This is a genomic window from Erythrobacter aurantius (assembly GCF_023823125.1).
Classification (GTDB): Bacteria; Pseudomonadota; Alphaproteobacteria; order Sphingomonadales; family Sphingomonadaceae; genus Erythrobacter; species Erythrobacter aurantius.
This window is the reverse complement of the sequence record NZ_CP090949.1, coordinates 99,105-124,346: the sequence shown is the minus strand read 5'-3', so window position 1 is coordinate 124,346 and position 25,242 is coordinate 99,105. Positions and strand designations below refer to the sequence as shown.

27 protein-coding genes are annotated in these 25,242 nt (G+C 63.0%); 19 read left to right on the top strand and 8 right to left on the bottom strand.

The window, feature by feature from the left end:
- The first annotated feature begins 76 nt into the window (after positions 1–76).
- The 5 genes from L1K66_RS00645 (at position 77) to L1K66_RS00625 (ending at position 2,429) form a co-directional block, all read left to right on the top strand.
- Entirely contained in the window at positions 77–313 is a 237-nt protein-coding gene (locus L1K66_RS00645; RefSeq protein WP_034955597.1) for a DUF2312 domain-containing protein, read from the top strand.
- A gap of 14 nt (positions 314–327) precedes the next feature.
- Complete coding sequence (locus L1K66_RS00640; protein ID WP_252259077.1) at positions 328–1,035, top strand: hypothetical protein; 708 nt, start codon at positions 328–330, stop codon at positions 1,033–1,035.
- 82 nt (positions 1,036–1,117) lie between these two features.
- Positions 1,118–1,465, top strand: a complete 348-nt coding sequence (locus L1K66_RS00635; protein ID WP_252259075.1) for a heavy metal-binding domain-containing protein — start codon at positions 1,118–1,120, stop codon at positions 1,463–1,465.
- Positions 1,462–1,953 carry a GNAT family N-acetyltransferase gene (locus L1K66_RS00630; RefSeq protein WP_252259073.1) on the top strand — a complete coding sequence of 164 codons (492 nt, stop codon included), beginning with the start codon at positions 1,462–1,464 and terminating at the stop codon, positions 1,951–1,953. Before L1K66_RS00635 ends, L1K66_RS00630 begins: the two co-directional genes overlap by 4 nt.
- Positions 1,917–2,429, top strand: a complete 513-nt coding sequence (locus L1K66_RS00625) for a GNAT family N-acetyltransferase (protein ID WP_252259071.1) — start codon at positions 1,917–1,919, stop codon at positions 2,427–2,429. The genes L1K66_RS00630 and L1K66_RS00625 overlap by 37 nt, the downstream gene beginning before the upstream one ends.
- 1 nt (position 2,430) lies before the next feature.
- On the opposite strand, the gene L1K66_RS00620 is transcribed toward L1K66_RS00625, so the two are convergent.
- A complete protein-coding gene (locus tag L1K66_RS00620) occupies positions 2,431–3,234 on the bottom strand; it encodes a CPBP family glutamic-type intramembrane protease (protein WP_252259069.1) in 804 nt (267 codons plus the stop codon).
- A gap of 77 nt (positions 3,235–3,311) precedes the next feature.
- Between L1K66_RS00620 and L1K66_RS00615 the strand changes: the two genes are divergently transcribed.
- Positions 3,312–4,052, top strand: a complete 741-nt coding sequence (locus L1K66_RS00615) for a YebC/PmpR family DNA-binding transcriptional regulator (protein WP_034955591.1) — start codon at positions 3,312–3,314, stop codon at positions 4,050–4,052.
- A gap of 113 nt (positions 4,053–4,165) precedes the next feature.
- Positions 4,166–4,639 carry a crossover junction endodeoxyribonuclease RuvC gene (gene ruvC / locus L1K66_RS00610; RefSeq protein WP_252259067.1) on the top strand — a complete coding sequence of 158 codons (474 nt, stop codon included), beginning with the start codon at positions 4,166–4,168 and terminating at the stop codon, positions 4,637–4,639.
- A gap of 2 nt (positions 4,640–4,641) precedes the next feature.
- On the opposite strand, the gene L1K66_RS00605 is transcribed toward ruvC, so the two are convergent.
- Positions 4,642–5,055, bottom strand: coding sequence for a hypothetical protein (locus L1K66_RS00605; RefSeq protein ID WP_252259065.1), 414 nt, complete (start codon positions 5,053–5,055; stop codon positions 4,642–4,644).
- Between the two features lie 89 nt (positions 5,056–5,144).
- On the opposite strand from L1K66_RS00605, the gene L1K66_RS00600 reads away from it, so the two are divergent.
- From L1K66_RS00600 to L1K66_RS00585, 4 genes are read left to right on the top strand one after another with little or no spacing between them, the layout of a single operon-like run.
- Positions 5,145–5,495, top strand: a complete 351-nt coding sequence (locus L1K66_RS00600; protein WP_252259064.1) for an ArsC family reductase — start codon at positions 5,145–5,147, stop codon at positions 5,493–5,495.
- 10 nt (positions 5,496–5,505) lie between these two features.
- Positions 5,506–6,078 (top strand): nicotinamide riboside transporter PnuC, encoded by a 573-nt coding sequence (pnuC, locus tag L1K66_RS00595; protein WP_252259062.1) that lies wholly within the window; start codon positions 5,506–5,508, stop codon positions 6,076–6,078.
- Positions 6,075–7,055 (top strand): AAA family ATPase, encoded by a 981-nt coding sequence (locus L1K66_RS00590; protein ID WP_252259060.1) that lies wholly within the window; start codon positions 6,075–6,077, stop codon positions 7,053–7,055. The genes pnuC and L1K66_RS00590 overlap by 4 nt, the downstream gene beginning before the upstream one ends.
- Positions 7,048–8,112, top strand: a complete 1,065-nt coding sequence (locus L1K66_RS00585) for a glycerophosphodiester phosphodiesterase family protein (RefSeq protein ID WP_407931964.1) — start codon at positions 7,048–7,050, stop codon at positions 8,110–8,112. Before L1K66_RS00590 ends, L1K66_RS00585 begins: the two co-directional genes overlap by 8 nt.
- Here L1K66_RS00585 and ubiG read toward each other — a convergent pair.
- Positions 8,109–8,849: a bifunctional 2-polyprenyl-6-hydroxyphenol methylase/3-demethylubiquinol 3-O-methyltransferase UbiG gene (gene ubiG / locus L1K66_RS00580; protein ID WP_252259053.1), complete on the bottom strand. Its 741-nt coding sequence runs from the start codon at positions 8,847–8,849 to the stop codon at positions 8,109–8,111. The two genes, L1K66_RS00585 and ubiG, sit on opposite strands and share 4 nt — an antisense overlap.
- A 93-nt stretch (positions 8,850–8,942) precedes the next feature.
- Between ubiG and L1K66_RS00575 the strand changes: the two genes are divergently transcribed.
- The 7 genes from L1K66_RS00575 (at position 8,943) to purU (ending at position 16,158) form a co-directional block, all read left to right on the top strand.
- Complete coding sequence (locus tag L1K66_RS00575) at positions 8,943–10,199, top strand: aspartate kinase (protein WP_252260547.1); 1,257 nt, start codon at positions 8,943–8,945, stop codon at positions 10,197–10,199.
- Positions 10,200–10,299: 100 nt separating this feature from the next.
- Complete coding sequence (locus L1K66_RS00570; protein ID WP_252259051.1) at positions 10,300–10,983, top strand: helix-turn-helix domain-containing protein; 684 nt, start codon at positions 10,300–10,302, stop codon at positions 10,981–10,983.
- A 243-nt stretch (positions 10,984–11,226) separates the two neighbouring features.
- The gene (locus tag L1K66_RS00565; RefSeq protein WP_252259050.1) at positions 11,227–12,213 is read left to right on the top strand and encodes a GGDEF domain-containing protein; all 987 of its coding nucleotides are present in this window, start codon (positions 11,227–11,229) and stop codon (positions 12,211–12,213) included.
- A 56-nt stretch (positions 12,214–12,269) separates the two neighbouring features.
- Positions 12,270–13,448: a formate-dependent phosphoribosylglycinamide formyltransferase gene (purT, locus tag L1K66_RS00560; RefSeq protein WP_252259042.1), complete on the top strand. Its 1,179-nt coding sequence runs from the start codon at positions 12,270–12,272 to the stop codon at positions 13,446–13,448.
- A 38-nt stretch (positions 13,449–13,486) separates the two neighbouring features.
- The gene (locus tag L1K66_RS00555) at positions 13,487–14,497 is read left to right on the top strand and encodes an NAD(P)H-dependent flavin oxidoreductase (protein WP_252259040.1); all 1,011 of its coding nucleotides are present in this window, start codon (positions 13,487–13,489) and stop codon (positions 14,495–14,497) included.
- Positions 14,498–14,503: 6 nt separating this feature from the next.
- Positions 14,504–15,307: a DUF4198 domain-containing protein gene (locus L1K66_RS00550; protein ID WP_252259038.1), complete on the top strand. Its 804-nt coding sequence runs from the start codon at positions 14,504–14,506 to the stop codon at positions 15,305–15,307.
- The gene (gene purU, locus L1K66_RS00545) at positions 15,304–16,158 is read left to right on the top strand and encodes a formyltetrahydrofolate deformylase (protein ID WP_252259036.1); all 855 of its coding nucleotides are present in this window, start codon (positions 15,304–15,306) and stop codon (positions 16,156–16,158) included. Before L1K66_RS00550 ends, purU begins: the two co-directional genes overlap by 4 nt.
- On the opposite strand, the gene L1K66_RS00540 is transcribed toward purU, so the two are convergent.
- Positions 16,155–16,556: a hypothetical protein gene (locus tag L1K66_RS00540; RefSeq protein WP_252259034.1), complete on the bottom strand. Its 402-nt coding sequence runs from the start codon at positions 16,554–16,556 to the stop codon at positions 16,155–16,157. The genes purU and L1K66_RS00540 overlap by 4 nt on opposite strands.
- Positions 16,557–16,640: 84 nt before the next feature.
- Positions 16,641–18,803 (bottom strand): PQQ-dependent dehydrogenase, methanol/ethanol family, encoded by a 2,163-nt coding sequence (locus L1K66_RS00535; RefSeq protein WP_407931963.1) that lies wholly within the window; start codon positions 18,801–18,803, stop codon positions 16,641–16,643.
- A 126-nt stretch (positions 18,804–18,929) separates the two neighbouring features.
- Here L1K66_RS00535 and L1K66_RS00530 point away from each other — a divergent pair, with 126 nt between their 5' ends.
- Positions 18,930–19,814, top strand: coding sequence for a dienelactone hydrolase family protein (locus tag L1K66_RS00530; RefSeq protein WP_252260545.1), 885 nt, complete (start codon positions 18,930–18,932; stop codon positions 19,812–19,814).
- Positions 19,815–20,174: 360 nt separating this feature from the next.
- On the opposite strand, the gene L1K66_RS00525 is transcribed toward L1K66_RS00530, so the two are convergent.
- The 3 genes from L1K66_RS00525 to L1K66_RS00515 all read right to left on the bottom strand — a co-directional run bounded on the left by L1K66_RS00525 (position 20,175) and on the right by L1K66_RS00515 (position 25,236).
- Positions 20,175–21,143 (bottom strand): complex I NDUFA9 subunit family protein, encoded by a 969-nt coding sequence (locus L1K66_RS00525; protein ID WP_252259033.1) that lies wholly within the window; start codon positions 21,141–21,143, stop codon positions 20,175–20,177.
- A gap of 142 nt (positions 21,144–21,285) precedes the next feature.
- Positions 21,286–23,175, bottom strand: coding sequence for a hydantoinase B/oxoprolinase family protein (locus L1K66_RS00520; protein ID WP_252259031.1), 1,890 nt, complete (start codon positions 23,173–23,175; stop codon positions 21,286–21,288).
- 3 nt (positions 23,176–23,178) lie between these two features.
- The gene (locus L1K66_RS00515) at positions 23,179–25,236 is read right to left on the bottom strand and encodes a hydantoinase/oxoprolinase family protein (RefSeq protein WP_252259029.1); all 2,058 of its coding nucleotides are present in this window, start codon (positions 25,234–25,236) and stop codon (positions 23,179–23,181) included.
- Positions 25,237–25,242 lie beyond the last annotated feature (6 nt).

The window sequence follows — 25,242 nt, the reverse complement described above, 5'->3', positions numbered from 1 at the left end:
GGCCTTTCGCAGGCGCGGCTGGCAGACTATCCGATGCGCCAACCTGTGATTCTCATTCCAATGGAGTACACCCAAGATGGCCGACGCCACCGATGATCGCCTGCGCCTCCTGATCGAACGGATCGAGCGCCTTGAAGAGGAAAAGAAGGGCATCGCCGACGATATCCGCGATGTCTATGCCGAAGCCAAGGCGGTAGGTTACGACACCAAGATCATGCGCCAGATCATCAAGCTGCGGAAGATGAAGCCGGATGAGCGCAGCGAGCAGGAAATGGTGCTCGACACCTACAAGGCCGCGCTCGGCATGGGTTGATGGCTCGAGGCCGGATGGAAAGCCTTCGCATCTATGTTGATCTCTTGAGGGACAGAGCCGCATGGGTCGGTGCGGCGCTGTTCTTTCTGGTCAACATTCCTTTGTTCCAATTCATTGACCGGCCTGCCGCAGAATTGGGCTATTTCGAATCCAACGCGATCATCCGCACGCTGGGTATCGTCGTCTTCGGCTTCTTCATCTTCCCTGTCACCCGGACTTTGGCCAAAGGCAGGATCGAACTTGCCGCACCGCAAGTCTGGACTTGGGTGGGCACTGCAATCCTGCTTGGCCTTGCAAACTTTGGGCTCAGCTTTTCGATCACGGTGACGGGCTATTACCTCTGGCCCGAAGCTGGCCTGATCCTCGGCCCGGAGTGGCATCAGTACTTCCTCGAGGGGCTGATACTGTCAGCCTTCCTAGGGTTTCATTCGTGGCAAACCGGGCTGATTTGCGGCCGCTCCTCGCCGTCCCTTGCGGCAGTGGTGCGGTTTGTCTGGGGCAGGCGGTCGGCCTTCTTTGTGCTCTATCTGGCACTCTCCATGGTCGATTTTGCGATCATGCTGATGATCACTCCTGATGATGCGAACCAGGCACCTCTATGGTTCGAGGCGGTGATCGCGGCCCGCTATGCTTTCTTCACCTGGTGCCTCAGCCTGATACCTGTCGCCATCTATCTTGAGATTGCCGGCCAATCGCGCCCAATCACCGAAGTCTTCGAATAGGCGGGCTTCTTCAGCGCATCCCATTGAACCCTTGATATTGCGTATTATCTTTATAACACACCAATGCAAAGGAGACAGGGCCATGGCCGGAGAATGGAAAGACGCGCGCGGGATCATCGTAACCACCACCCCCACGATCGAGGGCAGGCCGATCCAGGAATATTGCGGCATCGTGGTGGGCGAGGTGATCGTCGGGGCCAACCTGTTCCGCGATCTGTTCGCCAATATCCGTGACATCGTAGGCGGGCGTTCGGGCAGCTATGAACGCATCCTCGCCGATGCGCGCGAACAGGCGATTGCCGAGCTTCAGGCCGAATGCGCGGCGCGCGGCGGCAATGCGGTGGTCGGGATCGATCTTGATTATGAAGTGATCGGCGATACCGGTTCGATGCTGATGGTATCGGCCAGCGGGACAGCCGTGAAGGTATGACCTTCTCCATCCGGCGCGCCGATCCGGCCCGCGACGCAGCGGCCTGTGCGCGTATCTATGCCCCTTACGTCACCGAAAGCTGGATCAGCTTCGAGGTCGAGGCGCCGGATGACGCGGAAATGGAACAGCGCATCCGCAGCTTCGGCGCGTCACACGGCTGGGTCGCGGCGGAAAGCGATGGAGCGGTGATCGGTTATGCCTACGGCTCGCCGCACCGCACCCGCGCGGCCTATTCCCAATCCTGCGATGTCGCGATCTATGTCGATCGCACCTGCGCCCGCCGGGGCGTCGGCAGGGCGCTTTACACCGAACTCTTCGCGATTCTCGCACCGAAGTATCATGCCGCCTTTGCCGGGGTGACGATGCCCAATGATCCCAGCATGGCGCTGCATGAGGCAATGGGTTTCGAACACGTCGGCACCTATCGTGAAGTCGGCTGGAAGATGGGCGGATGGCGCGACGTGACGTGGTGGCAGAAGATATTGTGATGGGTGCTGGCGGAAACCCGACAATTGCCGCGCATCGCCTTGTACCCGGCGATCTGACCGGGTTTCGCGCCATGAACGCAATTTTCTCCGACGGCTTTGGCGAGCCGCAGAACTACGCCGATCATCCTCCGGGCGATGACTATGCCCTTGCCTGGCTTTCCAACCCTTCGAATTTCGGCATTCTTGGAATTGTGGATGGCGAACCGGCGGGCGCGCTTGCCGGCTATGTGCTGCAGAAATTCGAGCAGGAACGCACCGAGGTCTACATTTACGATCTCGCCGTGCTTGAGCATCACCGCCGAAAGGGAGTGGCGAGCGCGATGATCGCGGAAACGCGCTGCGTGGCGCGCGAATGCGGCGCATGGACCGTGTTCGTGCAGGCTGACATCATCCCCGAGGATGAACCTGCCCGCGCGCTTTATCGCAAGCTGTCACACAGCGAGATCACCGCGCTGCATTTCGACATCGAACCCTGATTCACTGCGCCAGCGTTGACAGCGCGGCGAGCGAAACCGCTGTCGCATTGTGTGCCGCATGGAGCAGGATCGCCGCCCATAGCCCGATGTGCACCCGGACATAGCCGAGCATGGAGCCGAGGATGAACTGCGGCAGCACCAGCGGCAACAGGACCGCAAGCGAGCCCTCATCGAAGTTGGCAAGATGGACGAGCGCGAAGGACAGCGTCGCAAACCAGAAGAAACCGGGAAAAGCCCGCGCATACCACGCCATCGGCCCGCGATGGCGGAGCGTGATCAGCGCAGCCGCCGCCCCGATCAGCGCCGCCGCGATGATCAGCATGCCGATCAATGGCGCGCTGGCGTGGATCACACCGAACCCCGCCGCGCCCGCTCCGATCAGCAGCAGTGCGATGACGTGCCCCGGTTTCCCCGATAGCCAACCGCGAAACGCCAGCTCCTCGAAAACCGGCGCGCCGATTACCACGGCAAGAATCAGCGGCAGTGTGAACTCCATCCCGGCAAGCGCGGTTTCGGGGATATAGACCCCGGCTGCCACTGCCACGCTTGCAAGACCGATCAGGCAGGCAATGGCGATCATGTCGAGCGTGTAGATGCGCGCCAGAACCGTGAAAGGCGCGGCGCTTTCCCCTGCCACCTCAAGCGTGGGTCGCCGCAGGAACACCCATAGCCTGCGCCATTCGCCCACCATATCGGGCGCGGGGGCGGCGCGTTCGACGGCGGCGGGATCGTCGCCGGATACCGCTTCGATATCGGCCTGTGACGCAGCTTGTGTCTGGGGATGGTGCTCGGGGCTTGTCGGCATATATCTCGTCGGTCTAATGCGCCTTCATCAATTACGGGTGAACATCCCGCAAGGTTTCCGAAAACAAAAGAGTTCCCATGGCAGGCCATTCCAAATTCAAGAACATCATGCACCGCAAGGGTGCGCAGGACAAAAAGCGTTCCAACCTGTTTTCCAAGCTCAGCCGCGAAATCACCGTGGCGGCAAAGATGGGCGCTCCCGATCCCGACATGAACCCGCGCCTGCGCCTGGCGATCAACAACGCCAAGGGCCAGTCGATGCCCAAGGACAATATCCAGCGCGCGATCGACAAGGCATCGACCAATGACGGCGATAATTACGAGGAAGTCCGCTACGAGGGATACGGCCCGGGCGGCAGCGCGATCATCGTCGAGGCGCTGACCGACAACCGCAATCGCACCGCCACCAATGTGCGCACCTGCTTTTCCAAGAACGGCGGCAACCTCGGCACCGAAGGATCGGTGCAGCACGGTTTCGAACGGCTTGGCCTGATCGAATATCCCGCGAGCGCGGGCGATGAAGACACCGTGCTCGAAGCGGCAATGGAAGCCGGTGCGCAGGACATCGAATCGACCGAGGACGGCCACACCATCTGGACCGCCGCAGATGACCTCCACCAGGTCGCCAGCGATTTGGAAAAGGCGCTGGGCGAGGCGGAAAACGTCAAACTGGCGTGGAAGCCCAACATCACTGTCGAAATGGACGCCAGCAATGCGGGCACGCTGATGAAGCTGATCGACGCGCTCGAAGATGACGACGACGTGCAGACCGTGTGGGGCAACTACGAAATCAGCGACGAAGTGATGGAGACGCTGTGAGGGAGCATGAAGGCTGAGGAAGCGCGAATGGGCCTTTGCCATCGCGCTCGGCGCGGCTTTTCTGCTCGCGGCGGCATGGCGCATGGGCTGGCGGATCGGATTGTAGTTTTCGCATGCTGATCCTCGGCCTTGATCCTTCGCTATCCTGCACCGGCTGGGGCGTGATCCGCGCAGAAGGTTCGCGCCTGTCGCACATTGCCAACGGTCAGATTGCCACCAGTGCCAAGGCACCGATGGCAGACCGGCTGGCACTTCTGCACGCCGGGATTTCCAAGGTCATTGCCGATCACAGCCCTGATCGCGCCGCTTGCGAGGAAGTGTTCGTCAACGAAAACCCGCAATCGACTCTGAAGCTGGCTCAGGCGCGCGGCAGCGTGCTCGCCGCTTGCGGTGCGGCGGGTCTGACAGTGAACGAACACGCCGCGCGGCTGGTGAAGAAAGCGGTTGTCGGCACCGGCGGAGCGGACAAGCAACAGGTTGCCGCGATGGTGAAGGTGTTGCTGCCCGGAGTGTCACTTGCCGGAACCGACGCCGCAGACGCGCTGGCCGTGGCGATTGCCGACGCGCATCTGGGCCGGGCAATCTAGCCTTATTCGAAAGCTTCCAATTCGTCCTCGTCGAACCCGCCAGCGCGCAGCGCGAAAGCGCCGCGAATGCCCTGCACGATCACGACAAGGAAGACCGCGCCAATAACGACGCCGCCGATCGCAAAGCCGATAAGGCTGTTCAGGATCGAAATCCCCAGCAGAACCGCTGCCGCGATGCCCCAGAACGCTCCTTTTCCGGCACGGAACCTGAAACCGGCAATCAGCGCGACCAGCGCCTCGATCCCGGTGGTTGCGGCGACGATCTGGCCTTCCAGCGTTTCGAGCCCGATCAATCCGCCAAAGAAAAGCGCCCCCAAAATTCGAAATCCTGCCAGAATGAAGCAGGCCAGTCCTGCCCGGCTGGTCGCCGTGTCAGCGCCCATTCTCGTCGTCAGATCTGCGTCCCAAAAAGCCATTGTATCCCCCCGTGATGGTGCGAAGATGGTTGCCACTCCGGCGAAGCATCGGCAAGCGGGCGTTTGCATTCTCAACAGGTTGGATTTCCATGACGATCCATTTCTACGGCATCCCCAATTGCGACACGGTGAAGAAGGCGCGCAGCTGGCTGGATGCGCAGGGCATCGAATACACCTTCCACGACTACAAGAAGGAGGGCGCCGACGCCGCCAAGCTGTCCGGCTGGATCGCGGCCAAGGGCGTCGATGTGGTGCTGAACAAGCGCGGCACGACTTTCCGCAAGCTTTCGGAAGCGGACAAGGCGGCAGCCGATGACAGGGAAGCTGCGGTTGCCCTGCTCGCCGATAACCCTTCGATGATCAAACGCCCCATCGTCGAGTATGCGGGCGGCATCCTCGTTGGGTTCAAGGAAGCGGAATGGGCCGCGGCGCTCGGCTAGGCCACGATCGGTGAACACGCTTGAGATCATCGCCGTCTGCCTCGGGCTTGCCAATGTCGGCCTGCTCGTGCGGCGCAGCATCTGGAACTATCCGTTCGGGATGGCGATGGTGACGGTGTACCTCTTCATCTTCTGGGAAGCGCGGCTGTATGCCGAATCCCTGCTGCAGGTGTTCTTCTTCGGAGTGCAGCGCTGGGGCTGGTATCTGTGGGCGAAGGCCGGCGGGCTGGACCATGCGGTGGCGGTGCGATGGATGGGCTGGCCCGCGCGGATCGGCGCGCTGGCCTGCGTCGCGGTGGCGACCGGCGCGATCGGCTGGCTGATGGCCAGCTTCACCGATGCCGCGCTGCCCTATGCCGATGCCGCCATCGCCGGGGCCAGCGTGGTTGCGCAGATCCTGCTGTCGATCCGGCGGGTCGAAAACTGGGTGCTGTGGGTCGCCATCGATGTGGGCGCGATCTGGCTCTACATTGAACGCGATCTGCATCTGACAGCCGGGCTGTATTGCGCCTTTCTGGTGCTGGCGACGCTTGGGCTGATCCAATGGGTGCGCGCAGCCCGGATCGAGCCCGAGAACGCATGACCAGCCGCGGGTTCCTGCTGGGCAAATTCATGCCGCCTCACGCCGGGCACATCGCCCTGATCGAGACGGCGCGCGCTCTGGTGGACGAATTGACGGTGGTGGTTTGCTGGCTGCCCGATGATCCTATCGCGGGCGAGCGGCGGCTGGGGTGGATGCGCGAGCTGTTTCCCGATTGCCGGGTGCTGGGCCATGGCGAAGTGGTGCCGCAAGCGCCGGAGGACAGCCCCGATTTCTGGCCGATCTGGCGCGATATCGTCGCCGCCGCTCATCCCGAACCGATCGACTATCTGTTCGCGGGCGAGGATTATGGCGCGCGGCTGGCGCAGGAGGCGGGCGGTTTCTTCGTGCCGCTTGGCGGGCGCATTCTGGCGATGGACGATGCGCTTTCGGGTCTTTCGGGCAGCGCCGTGCGTGCCGATCCGGCGGCGCATTGGCCGATGCTGCCCGAACCTGTCCGCGCCCATTATCGCAAGCGCATCTGCCTGCATGGAGCCGAAAGCACCGGCAAATCGACGCTGGCCAGTCAGCTTTCACAAAGGCTCGGCATAATCGCTGTCGGCGAATACGGGCGCAGCCATTGCGAAGTGCATCGTGATGCGTTGACGATGGACGATCTGATGCTGATCGGGCGCGCACAGCAAGCGATGGCCAGCGCGGCGGAACGCTGGGCCGGGACGCGGCTGCTGCTCGATACCGATGCGCTGATGACGGCCGCCTGGTGCGAGATGTTGCTGGGGGAGCGGCCCGAGGAACTGATGCAGGCGCAAAAGGCTGACCTTTATCTGCTGCTCGAACCCGATCTGCCGTGGGTCGATGACGGCACGCGCTTCTTCAGCGACCCTGAAGAGCGTCATCGTTTTGCAAGGATAACCGAGCAGGTGCTGATCGACGCCGATGTGCCGTTTGCGCGCATCTCCGGTTCAGGAACGGCACGGTACGACGCGGCGCTGCGCGCGATGGGAGCATTGGATGTTTGAATTGAAAGCCACCTTGCTGCTTGCGGCACTCGCCGGTCTGGCATCGGGTGTGGGGATGGAGACTTCGGCCATGGCGCAGGACGGACCGCTGGTGATTGCCCATCGCGGCGCAAGCGGGGACCGCCCCGAACACACGCTGGCCGCCTATGAACTCGCGATCGATCAGGGCGCGGATTATGTCGAACCCGATCTGGTCGTGACCAAGGATTTGCAACTGGTTGCGCGCCACGAGAACGAGCTGTCGGATACCACCGATGTCGCGAGCCGCGAAGAATTCGAACATTTGCGGCGCGAAAAGATGATCGACGGGCAAAGGGTCGCCGGGTGGTTTGCCGAGGACTTTACCCTTGCCGAACTGCGCACGCTGCGGGTGCGCGAGCGGGTCGGCAATATCCGCCCTGCCAACACGGGCTACAACGGCCTCTATCAGATCCCGACTTTTGCCGAGATCGTCCAACTGGTGCGCACCAAGGAAGCGCAGACCGGGCGGCGTATCGGCCTTTACCCGGAACTCAAGCATCCGACCTTCATGCTGGAAGCCGAAGGGATCGACATGGTCGACCTGCTGCTGCGCGAACTGCGCAATCTCGGCATAGAGGCCGGCGATCCGATTTTTATCCAGTGTTTCGAGGTCGGCACGTTGCGGCGTCTGAACCAGCGTAGCGATTTCAAGCTGGTGCAGCTGATCCACCCCGAAGGCGGCCCGGTGGACGAACCCGACATGCGCTATGCCGACATGGTCAGCCCGGCGGGCCTCGCTGAAATCGCCACATACGCCGACGGGATCGGGCCGGGCCTCACCTATCTGCTCGATCCTGCAACCATGCAGCCGACTTCGCTGGTGGCGGATGCCCATGCCGCCGGGCTGAAGGTGCACCCGTGGACGCTGCGCAAGGAAAACGGCTTTCTCCCGGCCGGTTTGCAAGGCGAGGGCGGGGTTTCGGATGATGGAAAATACGAAATGCTGTGGCGCGCGGCGATTGCCAGCGGCGCGGACGGTTTCTTCGTCGACAATGTGAAGGAACTGGAGGCGCTGCTAGAGCAGGCGCGGCCCTAGGCTTCCTTGCGCGCGCTCAAGATGTAGTTGAGCGATTCGTCGCTCGACAAATGCAGTCCCTTGCCCGGTCGCCACGCGATCCCGCGCCGCTCGATCACTTCGAGGCCCACCGCTTCGAGCAGGTCTTCGAGGTCTTCGGGCGCGATGAAATCATCCCAGTGGTGCGTTCCCTTGGGCACGTAACCCACCGCCTCTGCTGCGCCCACCAGCAGCAGGCGGCTGGCGGCGGTGCGATTGGGGGTGGACATCACCAGCAACCCGCCCGGTGCAATCCGCGCTGCGACATCGCGCAGGAATGCGGGCTGATCGGCCACATGCTCGATCACTTCGAGCGCAGTGACCAGATCGAAGGTGCCGATATCAAGGCTGGCGACTTCCCCCGCCATATAGCGGATATCCAGCCCTGCGCCCTCTGCATGAGCCGCCGCCGCCGCGACATTCTGCGCCGCCGCGTCCACACCCGTCACATCCGCACCCAGCCGCGCCAAGGGTTCGCATACCAGCCCCGCGCCGCAGCCGATATCCAGCGCCGACTTGCCCGAGAGCGGCCGGATCGCGCGCGGATCGGTGCCGAAATGCGCGTCGATCGCCTCGCGGATGAACTGCATCCTCACCGGGTTTACCTGATGCAGACTGGCCATCTTGCCGTTCGGGTTCCACCAATCCTTGGCCAGTTCGGCGAAGAATTGCGCTTCCTCCGGACGGATGGTTACATTTGAGACGTTTGCGTTTCCCATGCGGCCTCGTTAGCAGCGCCCTGAAACGCAGACCAGCGTAACCTATCGAGCGGGAGTAATCGTACCTTGGCCAAGGGCGGGCAACGTATCGTGATGAAGTTCGGCGGCACCTCGATGGCGGGGACCGAGCGTATTCGCCGTGTCGCCAACATCGTGCGCAAACAGGCGTCGGGCGGCAATGAAGTCGCCGTGGTTGTCAGCGCGATGGCGGGTGAAACCGATCGCCTCGTCAATTTCTGCCGCGAAGCCAATGCGCTGTACGATCCGGCGGAATACGACGTGGTCGTCGCCAGTGGCGAACAGGTGACAAGCGGGCTGCTGGCGCTGACGCTGCAATCGCTGGGCTGCAAGGCGCGCAGCTGGCTGGGCTGGCAGATCCCGGTCAAGACGATTGAGGCGCATGCCAAGGCGCGGATCGAATCGATTGACGCACCTGAAATGGTGGCGGCGATGGAAGCGGGCGAGATCGCCGTGGTCCCCGGCTTTCAGGGAATTTCCGAGGATGGCCGGGTGACGACGCTGGGCCGTGGCGGTTCGGACACTTCGGCGGTGGCGGTCGCTGCGGCGGTGAAGGCGGATCGCTGCGACATCTACACCGATGTCGACGGGGTCTACACCACCGATCCGCGCATCGTTGCCAAGGCGCGCAAATTGAAAGCGGTGACTTACGAGGAAATGCTCGAACTCGCGAGTGTCGGGGCCAAGGTGCTCCAGACCCGCAGCGTCGGCCTCGCGATGAAGGAAGGGGTGCGTATCCAGGTGCTCTCCAGCTTCGTCGGCGACGACGCGGTTTCGGCAGACGAATTGCCCGGCACACTGATCGTGTCGGATGAAGAAATGGACGAATTGGTGGAGAAGGGCCTGATGGAACGCCAGCTTGTAACCGGCATCGCGCATGACAAGAACGAGGCGAAAGTGATCCTCACCCGCGTGCCTGACAAGCCGGGTGCGGTGGCGAATATCTTCGAACCGCTGGCCGAGGCGTCGATCAACGTCGACATGATCATTCAGAACGTCGGTCGCGACAAGGGCGAGACCGACGTGACCTTCACCGTGCCGCAGGCCGATCTGGCGCGCGCGCAGGCGTTGCTGGAGGATCGCCGCGGCGAAATCGGTTTCAACCGGATCATCACCGACAGCAAGATCGCCAAGATCAGCGTCGTCGGTGTCGGCATGAAAAGCCACGCGGGCGTCGCCAGCACCATGTTCCGCGCACTGTCCGATCGTGGCATCAACATCCAGGCGATCAGCACCTCCGAAATCAAGGTCAGCGTGATGATCGACGAGGACGAAACCGAGCTGGCGGTGCGCGTGCTGCACACGGCCTATGGGCTCGACGCGACGGACTGAGATGGGCCTGCCTCGGCTCACCGTGTTATAGGGCCGGCGCTAACTCCATCTTAACTTTCGGGGTCAAAATCTGGCGGCTGCATAAAGGAGTCGCTCGACAATGGCGCTGAAAGCCCACCTGGACAAACCCGCAGTTTCCGCCGCACCCGCAATTGATGCGAGGCGCCATCCCCGCCGCGCCCTGCGGCTCGAAACCAGCGGCACTTTGCCCGAGGGCATCGAGGCCAATGTCACGATCCACAACATCTCGCTTGCCGGCCTGCTGATCGAAACCGAACTGCCGCTCGACGTGGGCGAGGTGCTGGCGGTCGATCTGCCGGAAGTGGGGCCGGTCGGCGCGGAGATCGTGTGGGAAAGCGGCCATCTGTTCGGCTGCGCGTTCCAGCAGGCCTTGGGCGAGGCGGCACTGGCAGCGGCGCAATTGCGCGGGCAGGCGCCTGAAGCCGTGAGCCGGAAGAAGGAAAATGCACTCGCAATCGGTGCAGGCGATGCGCTGGGCGTCCGGCTCAACCGCCTGCGGCGCGAGCGCGGGCTGACGCTGGCGCAGGTCGCTGCCCAACTGGGCGTGAGCAAGCCGACCGTCTGGGCCTGGGAAAAGGGCAAGGCGCGGCCGATTCCCGAACGCCTGGGCGCGATTGCGAAGGCCCTGGGCGTCGATGAGGATGTGCTCGTCGATGCAGGATCAGGGGACGAAGGCTCTCTCGTCGTGGACGATTGCCGTAACCGTATTGCGAGCGCCTACGGCATCCAGCCCAAGAGCGTGCGGATCATGATCGAAATCTGATCGACAAACTGCAAAAACTCTTTTCCTGCCTCTGAATAAACCGGAAATATGGTAAACGAAAATCAACGTTGATTCGTTTTTATATGGGTAAGTTTACAAGACTAACTAAAACATTCGATAGTACTGAGGATCAATAGATCTTCTTATATTATCAAGCAGGGCAAAGTTAGTTTATTGCTTGCCGACATGAAGTTCGAATTGGCGTGATGGTTCGTCAATCGCCGGGGGCAATCGGCAATGGAAATGCACTTCAGCGCGGCCGAGGGTCGCGCTTTGCACGGTCTCATCGAAGAATCTTCGGGAGACATCGTGGTCCGGCTAGACCGGGCGGGTTTCATTCTTCGCGCATCGGAAAATTCGGCTGAACTCGGCGTGGATCTGTCCGCGCTGCTGCTGAAGCCGCATATCTCCGATCTGGCGGTTCCGGGGCACGGCGCCGATGTCGAGCGCCATGCCCGCGCCGTTCTGGCGGGGGAGGCGGTGGATGGATGGATCGAATTCCCGGTCCGCATCTGCTGGACTGAGGACCAGCACGATTGCGACACCGACCTTCTCGAATGCCTGCGCTGGTACGCTTTCAGCCTTAAACCGATCGACGACGGCAATGATCCGGAAACCGCGGCCATCGGCCTGTTACGTTCGGTCCAGCAGAAACACGCGCTGCAAAGCGAAATCAGCGCTCGTTCGCTGACAGATCCGCTCACCGGCCTTGCCAATCGCCATGCGCTGTGTGCGAGCCTTGAGCGCGCTCTCGAATGCGGGGAGGAGCGGGCGCTGGCGGTGTTCGCGCTGGATCGGCTGCGCGCCATCTTCATGCAATATGGCCAGCGCGCCACCGACGAAATCCAGTGGGGCTTTGCCCGGTATCTTCGCACCATGGTCTGCACCGGGCAGGAACTGGCGCAGATCGATGCGGAGCGGTTTGCGGTGATCCTGCCGGGCATGTCGATGCGGCAGGCACGGCGCTGGGCGCAGGATGTGCTTGAGACGTTCACCGGCCTCACCAGCACGTCCTCCACCCGCCCGCCCGAACTCACCGCCAGCGCCGGGCTTGCGCGGGTTGAGCGCTCGGTCGACTGGACCCTGCGGCAGGCGGAGCTGGGGCTAGTCATGGCACGCGCCGGGGGCGGGATGCGGATCGGGGTGAGCGATCGCCCGGCGCGACCCACCGCCGAACCTTCGGGCATCATCCGCGCGATCGAGGAGGCGCTGCTGCGATCAAGGCGGTAGCGCCGCGAATGCCATCGCGGTTGGCGCAGGCCACCGCAGCGGCTAGTCCCTTGCGCATGTCACATATTGCAACGATTCTGCTGCTTGGCTCGGGCGAACTGGGCCGCGAATTCACCATTTCGGCCAAGCGGCTCGGCGCGCGGGTCATCGCCTGCGATGCCTATGCCAATGCACCTGCGATGCAGCTGGCGGACGCGGCCGAGGTTTTCCCGATGCTCGACGGCGAAGCCTTGCGCGCGACCGTGCTGAAGCACCAACCCGACTACATCGTGCCCGAGATCGAGGCGATCCGCACCGAAGTGCTGGCCGATCTGGAAGCCGAAGGGTTCAATGTCGTGCCCTCCGCCCGCGCCGCGCAATTGACCATGAACCGCGATGCGATCCGCGATCTGGCGGCGGGCGAACTCGGCCTTGTCACCTCGCGTTACCGCTACGCCGAAAATTTCGAGCAGGTCGAAGCCGCTGCCGCGCACACGGGCTTTCCCTGCGTGATCAAGCCGGTGATGTCGTCTTCGGGCAAGGGTCAGAGCAAGGTCGATGATACCTCAGGACTGCAAGCGGCATGGGATTACGCGGTCGCCAACATGCGCGGCGACCGTGCGCGGGTGATCGTCGAACAGTTCATCGATTTCGATTATGAAATCACCCTGCTGACGATCCATCACCGGGGCGGGATCAATTTCTGCCCGCCCATCGGCCACCGCCAGGAACGCGGCGATTATCAGGAAAGCTGGCAGCCTGCGCCGATGTCCGAAGCCGCCTTGGCCAAGGCCCGCGAAATGGCGGCGAAGGTGGTCGAGGCGCTGAAGGGCAATGGCAGAGGCTGGGGTATCTACGGGGTCGAATTCTTCGTGAAGGGGGACGAGGTGATCTTCTCCGAACTTTCCCCGCGCCCGCACGATACTGGCATGGTGACGATGGCGTCACAAGACAGGTCGCAATTCGATCTGCACGCCCGCGCGATACTGGGACTGCCGGTGTTCGGCGATCAGGCGGCGCGCTGCGGCGCTTCGGCCGTGATCCTCGCAGACCGCGACAGCGCCGACTTCGCTTTCGAAGGGCTGGCCGATGCGCTGGCGGTTTCGCCGGAGGTTGACGTGCGCATCTTCAGCAAGCCGACCACGCGCCCCTATCGCCGCATGGGTGTGGCTCTGGCACGGGGTCAGAATGCCGAGGACGCACGCGAATACGCCAAGGAAGCAGCCCGCCGCGTGCGCATTGCCTATCGCGACTGATTGATCTTTCGCAGGGGCGCGACTAACCGCGTTTTCCTATGACCGACTTTCCCAAGAGCGCGGCCCTGATGCAGCGCGGCACCGATTTCCTTGGCTGTGAACACGCGATCCTGTGTGGCGCGATGAGCTGGGTATCCGAACGCAATCTCGTTTCCGCGATTTCGAACGCGGGCGGCTTTGGCGTGATCGCCTGCGGGGCGATGACCCCGGAACTGCTCGATGGCGAAATCGCGGCGACGCGCGCGCTGACGGACAAGCCGTTTGGCGTGAACCTGATCACCATGCACCCGCAGCTGTTCGACCTGATCGACGTCTGCAAGAAACACGGTGTCGGCCACGTCGTGCTGGCGGGCGGCATTCCGCCCAAGGGCAGTGTCGAAGCGATCAAGGCGTTCGGCGCGAAGGTGATCGTGTTCGCCCCCACTCTGGCGCTGGCGAAGAAGCTGCTGCGTTCGGGCGGTGATGCTCTGGTGATCGAAGGGATGGAAGCGGGCGGCCATATCGGCCCGGTGGCGACCAGTGTTCTGGCGCAGGAATTCCTGCCCGAACTCAGCAAGGATCACGTCGTCTTTGTCGCTGGCGGGATCGGTCGGGGCGAAGCCATCGCGGGCTATCTCGAAATGGGGGCCTGCGGGGTGCAGCTGGGTACGCGCTTTGCCTGCGCCACCGAAAGCATCGCCCACCCTGAATTCAAGAAGGCGTTTTTCCGCGCCAAGGCCCGCGATGCCGAAACCAGCGTGCAGGTCGACCCGCGCCTGCCGGTGATCCCGGTCCGCGCGTTGAGGAACAAGGGCACGGAGGAATTCACCCGCAAGCAGATCCAAGTCGCCAAGCTGCTGGATGATGGCGCTGTCGACATGCTTGAGGCGCAATTGCAGATCGAACATTTCTGGGCTGGCGCGCTGCGCCGTGCGGTGATCGATGGCGACGTCGAGAACGGATCGCTCATGGCGGGCCAGTCGGTCGGCATGGTGACCAAGGAAGAGCCGGTTGCCGACATCATGGTGCAATTGATGCAGGAATGCGAAGCCGCACTGACGAGAAGGTAAGGGCCGATGATCCGCACCACCCTTGCCGCGCTGGCGCTCGGCATGTCGACCGCGGCAGCGGCGCATTCGTTCTGGCTGGAGCCTGCCGATCATACGATTGACACGGGAGAGGAAGTCCGGGTCGATTTCCGGATCGGCGATGCCGGTGAAGCCGGAGACTGGGCTGTCTATTGGGAACGGGTCGCGGCATTCAGGCTGCATGGCCCCGATGGTGTGATCGACCAGCAGCGCGCCTTGCGCATCACCGCTCCGGGGGAGAAGGGCGGCGCACAGCTTCGCCCGCGCAGTCCCGGCAGCTACATCCTTGCCTTTGAAAGCAACCCGAGCTTTTCCGATCTCGAAGCCGAACGGTTCGATCGCTATGTCGAACACGAAGGGCTGACGGCGATAGCCGCGCACCGCGTGGCGACGGGCGCAGCGTCGAGGAACGGCACCGAAATCTACATGCGCCGGGCCAAAACGCTGGTGCAGGTGGGCGACAAGATCACTCCCGACGTCACCCAGACCATCGGCCAGATTCTCGAAATCCGACCGCTGCAAAATCCTTTCGCGCTGGATGCGGGTGCGCCGCTCGATCTTCAGGTGTTCTGGCGCGGGCAGCCGCTGGGCGGGGCGATGTTGAGCGCGGCTCCACTGGATGCAAAGGGCGAGGTGAAGACATTCACCACCAGCGCCGACGGCGTCGTCCGGGTGGAGGCTCCCGGCGAGGACGCGATGCTCTATGCGGTGGTATGGGGTGTTCCCGCACCTAATGATGCGCGTGCGGATTACATCACCGTGTTCTCCAGCCTGACGGAGGCAGGCCGATGAGCGATCCCTTGATCCTGACGCTCGATTGCGCGGACCAGCCGGGGATCACTGCGCGCGTCACCGCCTTCCTGTTCGAGCGCGGGTGCAACATCCTCGACGCGCAGCAGTTCCGCGATCCGGGGTCCGACCGGTTCTTCATGCGCGTGGCCTTCGATCCGACCGGCACCTCGACCGAGGCGCTGCGCACGCGCTTTTCGAAGCTGGCGACCACTTTCGACATGAACTGGAAGATGGCGGCGGAAAACCGTCCGCGCCGCACCATCATCCTTGTCAGCAAGTTCGATCATTGCCTTGTCGATCTGCTCTATCGCTGGCGCACGGGGGAGCTGAACATCGATCCGGTGGCGATCGTGTCGAACCACCCGCGCGAGGCTGCGATCCATATCGATATCGGCGACATCCCGTTCCACCACATCCCCGTGACCCCGGATACCAAGCCCGAGGCGGAGGCGCGTTTTCGCGCGCTGGCGGAGGATAAGCAGGCGGAACTGGTGGTGCTGGCGCGTTACATGCAGATATTCTCCGACGAACAGAGCTCGCATTTCGCCGGGCGCTGCATCAATATTCACCACAGCTTCCTGCCCGGTTTCAAGGGCGCGCGGCCTTACCACCAGGCGCATGATCGCGGGGTCAAGATCATCGGCGCGACGGCGCATTTCGTCACCGCCGATCTCGATGAAGGACCGATCATCCATCAGGATGTCGAACGCATCACTCACACCGACAGCGCCGAGGATCTGGTGCGCAAGGGCCGCGATATCGAACGCCGCGTGCTGGCCGAAGCGGTGCGGCTTTTCGTGCAGGAGCGCGTGCTGATGAACGGCCAGAAGACGGTGGTCTTCCGCGGCTAGTTCACCCCGCGCAGGATCTGCACGCGGTTGGGCACGCAGGGCACGCCATTGACCGGAGCGGTGTAGGCGCTGGAAAACGGCGGGAGCTGCCCGTTGGTCCAGTAGGTCGTCAGATACCCCCCGCCAAGGTTCGCGCTGTAAGGGCACAGGCCAAAGGAATAGGCCGGGGGCGTCGCGCTGGCAGGCGGCGAATAGCGCGATTGCCGTTCGCGCAGCCGGGCAAGCTGGGTGCGTTTGCGTTCAAGACAGACGCTGTCGTAACCGGCGAAATCGCCGTCCCGATCATAGACCGAACATTGCTCGTAATCGCCCGAGGAAAGGCTTTGCGCGGCGGCTGGTGTCGCCACGCCGAATGCGCTCGCCAGCGCAAAAGCGGTGATTGTGCCGATGTGTTTCATGGATACCCCCTGATCGCCTGACCCAGAGGGTATCCATGAAGGGTTTTAGCCCCGCTGAACGGGCCTGTTGTCTTTCAGCAAGGTTTACCGCCTTGCGACTTTGCCTGCTCCCTCGATAGCCTTGTCCTCGTTCGCGCGCTGGATCACATAAGCGCGGATCGCGTCGATCTCGTCCTTGCTCAGCGAGTCCTTGAACGAGACCATGCCGTTGTCCTTGAGGATGCCGTCATGCACCACCGCCTGCCAGCTTTCCGCATTGCCCAGCGTGCCTGAGCGGCGAAGGTCGGGCAGCACGGTCGATCCCACAGCGCCGGGCGCATGGCAGACCGCGCAATAGCGGGCGTATTTGCTAGCACCGAGCGCGATCGTTTCGGCTGAGGCGCGGCTGGGCGGCGGGTCTAACGGGAGCGCCACCAGCGGCTTCTCTTCGGGCAGGGCAGCCGTCCCGCCCAGCTTGAACACCATCAGGCGCGATACATTGCGCACCGGCCCGGCATCGTTGATCAGCCCGCCATCGGCGGTGATCGCATAGGCGCCGCCCCATCCGGCCAGCACCGCGACATATTGTTCGCCATCGACGGTGTAGGTGACAGGCGGAGCGACGATCCCGGTCTGTGCGGCAAAGCTCCACAGCTTCTCACCCGAGCCCGCCGCATAGGCCGCGAACTCGCTCGACGAATTGCCCTGGAACACAAGGCCCCCTCCGGTCGCCAGCAGCCCGCCGTTCCACGGGCCAGGGAATTCGACCGTCCAGCGTGCCTCCTGCTTGACCGGGTCCCACGCCACCAGCTTCCCCTTGACCGTGCCGTATACCTCGCGGCGGAAGCCCATGTCCGGCGGCAGGTCGCCCGCGCCAAGATTGTATCCGACGTTGAAGCCGCGCGCCCTGTCGGGCTTCCAGTCGGCTTCGGGGGCGTAGACGGTCGCGGCTTCGAACGCCGGGATATAGACCAGCCCTTCGCCCGGATGGAACGCCATCGGATGCCAGTTGTGACCGCCCAGCGGCCCCGGCAGCACCAGCGCCGGCTTGCCCGTCTTGTCGACCCGGGTTTCGGGATTTTCGATCGGGCGGCCGTTTTCGTCCAGCCCGGTCGCCCAGTTGATCGGGATATAAGGCTTGCCCGAAATCAGTTCACCGGTTGCCCGGTCGATCACATAGAAGAAGCCGTTCTTGGGCGCTTGCATCAGCACCTGCCGCTCCTCCCCGTCGATTTCCATATCGGCGAGGATGATGTGCTGGGTCGCGGTGTAGTCCCAGGTCTCTCCCGGAGTGGTCTGGTAATGCCACGCATATTCGCCCGTATCCGGGTTCAGCGCGACGATGCTCGAAAGGTAGAGATTGTCCCCTTCGCCCGTGCCGTCTTCACCAGGCGAGCGATAGGCGCGGTTCCATGGGGATCCATTGCCCACCCCGATGTAAAGCAGATTGAGATCCGGGTCATAGGCCATCGAATCCCACACCGTGCCGCCGCCGCCGATGCCGTTGTCGCTGCCCAGCACATCGCCAAACCACGTGTCGGCCGCCTTTTGCAGATATTCCGGATCATCCGATGAATCGCCATCGGGCACGGTGTAGAAGCGCCACAGCTCCTCCCCGTCCTCCGCCGAATAGGCCGCGACATAACCGCGCACGCCGAATTCCGCCCCGCCATTGCCGATGATCACCTTGCCATCGATCACGCGCGGCGCGCCGGTGACGGTGTAGCTCTTGGTCTGGTCGACGGTGGCCTTTTCCCACTGCACTTCGCCGGTGTCCCGATCGAGCGAGACCAGCCGCCCGTCGAGCGTGCCGAGGAACAGCGAATTGCCCCATGTGGCAAGCCCGCGATTGACGACATCGCAGCACGCCTTGACCGCGGTTTCCCCCGGAACCTTGGGATCATATTCCCACAGCTTCTCGCCCGTGGCGGCGTCGAATGCCTTCACCTTGCTCCATGCGGTGGTGAGGTACAGCTTGCCATCCAGCACCAGCGGAGTCGCTTCCTGCCCACGCGCGGTGTCCATGTCGGCAAACCATGCAAGGCCCAGTTCGCCGACGTTTTCGGCATTGATCTGGTCAAGCGGAGAGAAGCGTTGTTCGGAATAGGTGCGACCGTGGCTGATCCAGTTGGCGCTGTCCCCGTCCGCGCCGACCAGCATGGCGGCGGTGATGCCTTCGCCCGCGCCATCGCCCATCAATTCGCTGCAACCCCATGCGCCCAGTGCCGCCAGCGCGAGCAGCGGTGCGGCAAGATATGCCTTGTTCATTCTTCTCTCCCATCGGGTTCTCTGACCCGTCGGTAGGCATGTTGCCTTTGCCGGGAACGCTTGTCCATAACCAAGCGTCTTGATGGTGAAGATGCCGCGATATGGCTGACAATTCGGGAGAACATCATGTGTGATGAGGCGAAACTGAAACAGTGGGCGGCAGGTGTTGTCAGCCGCCGTGATTTTGGAGTTCTGGCCAGCGCTGCTACGGTGATGGCCTGCGCCCCGATGGAAGGCGGCGATGATTATGCGGCGGACAATGTCGCGCGCGATCTGGTTGAAAGCATGGTCAGCTTTGACACCGCCGACGGCACGATGGACGCGTTTTTCGTCCACCCCGCTGACGGTGCGCATCCCGGTGTGATCTTCTGGCCCGACATCGCCTCCATCCGCGAAAGCAAGCGCAACATGGCGCGGCGGCTGGCGGGGCAGGGGTATGCCGTTCTTGTGATGAACCCCTATTACCGCGATGTCGCGGGAGAACAGTTCGCCGATTTTGCCGGCTTCATCGAAGCGGGCGGGTTTCAAAAGGTGCGCCCGTGGCGCGGCAAGCTGGATGCCGATGCAGTGGGCCGCGATGCGGCGGCTGCGGTCGCCTGGCTCGATCAGCAGGACGCCGTCGATACGGCGCGCGGCATCGGGACGCAGGGCTATTGCATGGGCGGCCCCTTCACCGTCTGGAGCTCGGCAGCGGTTCCCGCCCGGATCAAGGCGGCGGCCAGTTTCCACGGCGGCGGGCTGGTGCGCGGCGATGATCCCAAGAGCCCGCACAACATGCTCGATCAGGCGAGCGCAAGCTATCTGATCGCCATCGCCCGCGACGATCACGCCGAAAACCCCGAGGCGAAATTGCGCTTTGCCGAAGCCGCAGGCCGCGCCGCGCGCCCCGCCAATGTCGATGTCTATGACGGCGATCACGGCTGGACCGTGCCCGACAGCCCGGCCTACGCCGAAGCCGCAGCGGAACAGGCCTATGCCGACTTGCTGAAGCTTTACCGGGAGAATCTGTAAGCCTTGCGGGGCGGGCGCTGCGGATGCTCGGCCCGCAGGTGATGTTTTCCTACTCGGGCAAATTCTGGCTTGGTGCGGCGGATGGAAACCGTGCAATCCGATTTAGTCGTCTTTGCGCCTCGCTCCGTTTGGGCGACTTGCGCCCATCCGGGTGACACTCTTGCGCCCGAAAGGCGACAGTTTGCACGGCCAAAGAGTGACGCTTTCGCGGGAATGAGTGACAGTTCGCCCGCTAGAGTGACACTTTCTCGGCCTGGGGTGACACTTTCCCGGCGAAAGGTGACACAAGCGCGGTTATTTCTTCAGGACAGTGTTCCATGTGTTCCACCCTGTTGGGAACGCACGGGCCGTCGCGGCGAATCAGCCGGCGCTTTCGCGGGCTTTGCTGCGCTCGTTCGACAGGCCAAACCGGCCAAAGCTGCGATAGCGGGTCATCCACTTGTCGAGGAACTGGCCCAGCGGGCGCGGCTCGATCCCCAGATCGGCAAATCCAGGCGCGCCTTCGCTGACGGTGCTGCCGGGCTGAAGCAGCGTCCACTGGTCGCGGCTCATCGGCGTGCCGGGAAGGCTGGCGAACAGGCCCGAAAGCCCGTCAGGCATGGCGATGAAGCGGCGCTTGCGGCCCTGTGCTGCGGCAATGCGCTCGTTGATCTCCATCATCGAAAGCTGTTCAGGCCCGCCCAGTTCGTAGGTGCGCCCGCCATGCTGCGCCGGGTTCTCCAGCGCGACGGCGATCGCTTCGGCGACGTCATCGACATAGACCAGTTGCAGCTTTGCCTCCGGCCCGAACACCGGCAGCACTGGCATCAGCTCTATTAGGCCGGCGAACATGTTGATGAAGCCGTCGTCCTGTCCGAAAACGATCGAAGGGCGCAGCACCGTCGCCTCGGGGAAGGCGGCGAGGACGTTCTGCTCGCCCTTGGCCTTGCTGCTGGCATAGGCGGTGGAGGACGACGCATCGGCGCCGATCGCGCTGACATGGACAAAACCCTTGGCGCCGCCTGCCTTGGCGATGGCGGCCATCCGGCCCGGTGCCTCGCCCATGACTTCGCCAAGGTCGCCGTCGAATGCCCCGACAAGGTTGACGACGTAATCCGCCCCGTGGAGCGCGGCCTTGAGGCTGTCTTCACGGGTGATGTCGCAGCGTGCGAACTGCAACTGGCCGAGATTGGCAAGCGGCTTCAGCGGCCATGCCTTTTCGGGATTGCGGCTGGCGATGCGCACCCGCGCGCCGCGCGCGAGCAGCGCCTGGGCAACGTAATTGCCGATAAAGCCGCCACCGCCGAACACGGTGACGAGAGAGTCGGAAAGAGGCGAGGCGATGGACATGGCTCAGATCCCTTTTGAGCACGTTCGAGACGGAGAAACTGCTGCGTCCCATGCGTCAACACGGCGCAATGGGCAAGGGTCGCGGTGTGCTGCCGGGACGAAAGGCGGCATCCGATCCCTCAATGCCGCCTTTCGACGTCTGCTATTCGGCCGCCTCGCGCATGTCCGTATGCCACACGGGCTGGATCGGGGCGGGGAGGCCGGTTTCCGCTTCGCAGGCCGCTCGCAGTTCTTCGATACCGGGACCGTAGTCGAACAGCGGTAGTTCGCCGCGTGTCGCCTTGATTTCGGCACGCAGGGCTTCGGTCGCGCTTGCGTCCACCGCGCCTTCTGCGTCGGCCACTACGCCATAAGCGCGCGCGCCTTCGGGTGTGACCAGGCCTTGCCGGATTTCGAGCCCGACGATTGCCGGATCGCGTTCGAGCGGATCGCCCCATCCGCCTCCGCCCCAGGTAATGTAGTGCAGGAGATCTCCCGCCTTCACTTCGACATCCTCGACCTTGTTGCCGACGATTTCGGTGGAGCCGTCAGCGCGCTCGAGCACTTTCCGGGCGCGCATTCCCGGATGCCCGCCGTTCACGCCCCAAGGCGGCACGAACCAGCGGTCATCATGGATTGCAATGTTGCCATCGGCGAGGAAGCGGTAGGTCATGTGAATGCCGTTGCCACCGCGGTGCACACCGGCACCGCCGCTGTCTGGCTCGGTCGAATAGCGTTCGATCCGCAGCGGGAAATAGCGTTCGAGGAATTCGTTGGGCACGTTGGTAAAGCCCGGCCAGAGCGAGTGTCCGTCCGGCCCGTCGCCCAAAGGCCGTCCCGGAATGCCGCCGAAACCGATCTGGAACAGCTGGAACCACTCGCGGTTGCCCTTGCTGGTGTCCCAGCCGGAATAGAACAGGTGCGGCGAGGAAGAGAATCCGGCGGCATTGAGGAATTCCGGGGTTCCCTGGCCCAGCAATCCGCCCAGAATGTCGAAGATCCGGCCCAGCGCATGGGTTCGGCCCGAAAGTGCGGCGGGGAATTGCGGCTTCAGCAGCGAACCTTCGGGGATGCGCACTTCGATCAGGTCGTAGAACCCGTCATTGAACATGATCTGCGGGTCGAAGACCATGATCATGTAGATGCCGAAGAACATCTTGAACATGTTCTCGTTGAGATAGAAGTTGATCGAAGCCGCCGATTGCGGATCGGTCCCGTCGAAATCGAGGATGACCTTGTCGCCCTCGCGTCGCATCGTGCACTTGATCTTGTAAGGGCCATAGCCCTTGCCGTCGTCGCAGATGTAATCCTCGAAGCTCTTGGGCTCTTCCGACACCGCCATCCCGATCAGCGCCTTCATGGCGCGGTGATTGCGATCAAGCAGTTCCTGCGTGGCGGAGACATAGACATCATCGCCAAACCGGTCTGCCATCTCGATCACACGGCGCGCAGCCACACGGCACGACGCGATCAGCGCGTTGAGGTCTGCTTGACACCAGTCGGGCTTGCGCGTCTGGTGCATCACCAGCTTCATCAGGTCGGAATTGTATTCGCCTTTCTTCCAGATCTTCACCGGAGGAATGCGCACGCCTTCTTCAAAGATGCTGGACGCGCCGATGGGCATGGAGCCTGGCACCATGCCGCCAATGTCGCTCTGGTGGCCGAACATCGCGGTGTAAGCGAGCAGGCGTCCGTCCTTGAACACGGGGAGCAGCACCAGCCAGTCGTTCGAGTGGCTGATGGCCCCTTCGCAGGAATAGGGATCGCTGAGGAAGATCATGTCGCCATCTTCCAGCGTGTCGTCATAGCCTTTCAGGAAGCCGTCGATGAAGCTGCCGAACTGGCCGACAATCATCTTGCCCGCAGGATCGGCGATCAGCGGGAAGGCGTCACCCTGTTCGCGAATGCCGGGGGACATGGCGGTGCGCACCAGCGTCGCATCCATCTCGATCCTGGCATTGCGCAGCGCGTTTTCGATGATGTCGAGCGTGACGGGGTCGATCTTGACGCGCTCGAACGGGGTGGGGTTGGTTTCGATGATCTGTGCGGGCATTGTTCAGGCCTCCTGCACGGGATTGATGAGGATGTTGCCGACCTTGTCGACGGTCGCGACGCAGCCGCTTTCGACAAGAGTGGTCGAGTCCATTTCGGTGATGATCGCGGGGCCGGGGATTACGTCCCCCTGACGCAGGCGCGCGCGGTCATAGATCACCGCCGCCTGCTCCCGCCCGTCCATCCACAGAGTATGGTCGCGTATCTTCGCCGCCGAGGGATCGCCATCGCCCATCGGCAGTTCCGCCGCGGGAAGCGCGGGCGCCTGACCCAGCGCCACAGCGCGCAGGTTCACGACTTCGTGCGGGGTGTCCATGTTGAAGGTGAACAGCCGCAGATGCTCATCATCGAAGCGCGCCAGAATGCCTTGGATCCCGTCCGCTTCGAGCACCGATTTGTCGATAGTCAACGGCACTTCAAAAGCCTGCCCCGCATAGCGCACGTCGACTTCGAACTGCACCGTGATCTGGTCTTCCGGGATGCCATCAGCCAGCAATTCACCCCGCGTCTGCGCCGCCATTTCATCGAGCACCGCTTCAAGATCGGCGACGCTCGTGTCCTTGGCGAGCCGGGAGAAGCTGCGCGCGGTTTCAGTGCGCATCTGCGTGGTCGCGTCGCCCAAGGCGCACAGAACGCCGGGTGAAACCGGGGAGACGGCAGGCCAGCTGCCCATCAACCGGGCAACTGCGTTGACATGCAGCGGGCCTGCGCCGCCAAAGCCCATCAGCGCGAATTCGCGCGGGTCATAGCCCTGTTGCACGCTGATCATGCGCAGCGCGCCGAACATGTTTTCGTTGACGATATCGATGATCCCGCGCGCCGCCTCCATCAGAGTGACGCCCAAAGCATCGGCGATGGTCTGCACCGCCGCTTTTGCCCCCTCGCGATCAAGCCGGAAGCTGCCGCCCAGCAGGTCTTCGGGAAGATAGCCCAGCACCACGTTGGCATCAGTCACAGTCGGCAGAGTTCCGCCCTTGTTATAGGCAACCGGTCCCGGCACCGCGCCCGCGCTTTCCGGGCCGACGCGCAGCGCCTTGGTCAATTCGGGAACGTGCGCGATCGAGCCGCCGCCTGCGCCCACCGTCTTCACGTCCAGTGCCGATGCCCGCACGGACAGGTGCCCGACTTCGGTGGTGCGCACCCGGCGCGCTTCCAGCCCTTCTATCAGGGCCACGTCGGTAGATGTGCCGCCGACATCCAGCGTCAGGATGTTCTTGAGCCCGGCGTTCTTCGCCACCCATTTCGCGCCGGTAACGCCGCCTGCGGGGCCGGACATCAGGATGTTGACCGGATGCTCTTCGGCCTTGTGGCTGCTCATCAATCCGCCGTCAGAGCGCAGCAGCGACAGCTTGCCCTCAAGCCCTTTGTCCTCAAGCTTGGTGCGCAGGTTCGAGACATATTTGCTCACCACCGGACGCACCGCCGCATTGGCGACGGTCGACAGCGTACGTTCGTATTCCTGCATTTCGGGCAGGACTTCGTGGCTCAGTGACACCGGGATGCCGGGCAATTCTTCCGCAGCGATTTCGCCGATGCGCTTTTCATGCGCGCCGTTGACATAGGCGTTGATGAGGCTGACCGTCAGCGCTTCGATCCCGTTCGCCTTCAACTTGCGCAGGGCAGAGCGCACCGCGTCTTCATCAAGCGGGCGCACTTCCTTGCCGTCCGCACCCATCCGGCCCGGGGCCTCAACCGTGTCTTCGAGCGCGGCGAGCGGCTGCGGCTTGGGCCAGACGATCCACGCGGCAAGACCACCGGGGACGAAGCTGCGCGCGATCTGCATGATGTCGCGATAGCCTTCGGTGGTGACCAGCCCGACCTTTGCACCCTTGCCTTCCAGAACCGCATTGGTGGCGACGGTGGTGCCGTGCAGGAAATAGGCGATATCCTTGGCCGAAACGCCCGCCTCGGCCGTGATCGCCTTCACCCCGTTGAGAATCCCTTCGGAGCTGTCGTGCGGGGTCGACGGGGTCTTGTGCCGCCAGAACTTGCCCGTGGCCTCATCAAACAACAGCAGGTCGGTAAACGTGCCGCCCACATCAACGCCCAGTCTGTAAGTCATACTCTC